This window comes from Rubrimonas sp. (assembly GCF_036788415.1).
In the GTDB taxonomy this organism is placed as follows: Bacteria; Pseudomonadota; Alphaproteobacteria; order Rhodobacterales; family Rhodobacteraceae; genus Rubrimonas.
Map to the genome: position 1 here is coordinate 1 of NZ_DAIQNN010000249.1, position 1539 is coordinate 1539.

The 1539-nt window shown below is 71.2% G+C and carries 2 protein-coding genes; both read right to left on the reverse strand.

The window, feature by feature from the left end:
- Window position 1: 1 nt before the first annotated feature.
- Window positions 2–142: a hypothetical protein gene (locus tag V7Q31_RS19170; protein ID WP_333835431.1), complete on the reverse strand. Its 141-nt coding sequence runs from the start codon at window positions 140–142 to the stop codon at window positions 2–4.
- Window positions 143–275: 133 nt separating this feature from the next.
- Window positions 276–1397: a baeRF11 domain-containing protein gene (locus tag V7Q31_RS19175; protein ID WP_333835432.1), complete on the reverse strand. Its 1122-nt coding sequence runs from the start codon at window positions 1395–1397 to the stop codon at window positions 276–278.
- Window positions 1398–1539: the final 142 nt, after the last annotated feature.

Genomic DNA, 1539 nt, shown 5'->3' on the forward strand with positions numbered 1-1539 from the left:
CTCACGCAAACAGCAGGATCAGCGCCGCGACCGCGGCCACCAACGCGAAGGGGCGCCAGCAATCGGGGCATTCCTCGATCTTCTCGCGCCAGAACCGGTCGGCTTCGGTCTCGCTGCGCAGATCCATGGATTTCGGTTTCATCTCGCCATCCTCGCAAGGTGGTTAACGAGGACGAAGATAGCGATTCGCGGCCTGTCGCTCTGTGGCCGCGATCACACTTTCCGGGCGAGCGGGCCGACCGGCGCGCGCAGAGCGCGCGCGCCGCGGACCGCCTTCAGATCGCGTAGCGCAGCGTCGCCGCGAGCACGGCGCCTTCGGGCAGGTCGGCGGCGCGCACCGACAGCACCTGCGCGCCGGTCGCAAGCGCCGTCATCGCGATCTGGTCGGTCACGCCGTAACTCGCCGCGCTCTCCCCCTCGGCGAAGGAGACGGCGCCGCTCTCGGGGTCCACCGCGCCCGGCAGCACCGCGTCCATGTCCACCATCAGCGTCTCGATCGCGCCGCGCGCGGCGGCGCGGGCGGCGGTGGAGACGTCGGTCGTCGCCCGCCCCTGATTTTCGCGCTGGGCGCGCTTGTCGACCAGCGCGGCGATCTCCGACGCATGCGCCGCGTCGAGGATCGGGCGGGCCCGCTGCGCCAGTTCGAGCGGCGTCAGCCGGTCGATCTCGCCGCCGAAGCCCTCCGTGACCAGCGCCGCGCCGCTATGGACGGAGCGGAATATCTCGGCGACCGGTTCGTTGGCGGCGAGGATCAGCGGCGCCCCGAGTTCCGGAAAGGCCGCGCGGATCGCCTCGTCGACGCCGCGCGCGTACTGGCGCAGCCGCAGCTTCTTGCCTTCGGTGCCGACGATGCGCCCGAAATGCGCGCGGTCGTTGATCGAAGCGCGCCCCGCGAAGCTCGCCGCGTCCTTAGGCATGTCGGGCACGGCGACCTCCTCCGGCGCCATGTCGGAGAACACCTCGATCAGACGCGCGGAGTTCTCCGACAGCGCCAGCACGAAGGCCGCATGCGGGTGGGTGATCGCGCGCAGCAGCGGCTTGAGGTGGAAGCGGTCGGAGACCTGCGCGGTCTCGCCCAGCCGGTTGGCGAGGCGGAACGTCCACAGATGCTCGGGCGTCGCCAGCACGGTGAGGCTGCGGGCCTGACGGCTCCAGAACGCAGCATCCTCGCCCAGATCGTCGAACTGCTCGGCGAGCGGCCAGAGGCGGCGCTTGTCGACGCCCGCCGCCTCGAGCTGACCCATCGCTGCGCGCACGAGATTGCCATAGGCGATCCGGGCGCCCTCGATCTCGGTGCTGACGGGCGTGGTTTCGAGATAGATCGACACGCAGGCGTCGGAGCGCTCGGCGGCGAGGGCGAGAATCTGGGCGCGGGTCGGAATGTCGACGGGAAGCATGAGGTGTCTCCTGAGCGTTCGGAGCGCACCGGGTGACAGGCGGCGGCGGCGGCGTCAAGCGCCGCCGCCGCCGCGGAAATCAGGCCGCGGCGCGTGCGCCGAGCACTTTCGCCATGGTCTCGCCCATCGCCGAGGGGTTCGG

Coding starts and splice junctions, on each gene's coding strand:
- V7Q31_RS19170 (WP_333835431.1), bottom strand. CDS start 142: ATGAAACCGAAATCCATGGATCTGCGCAGCGAGACCGAAGCCGACCGG.
- V7Q31_RS19175 (WP_333835432.1), bottom strand. CDS start 1,397: ATGCTTCCCGTCGACATTCCGACCCGCGCCCAGATTCTCGCCCTCGCC.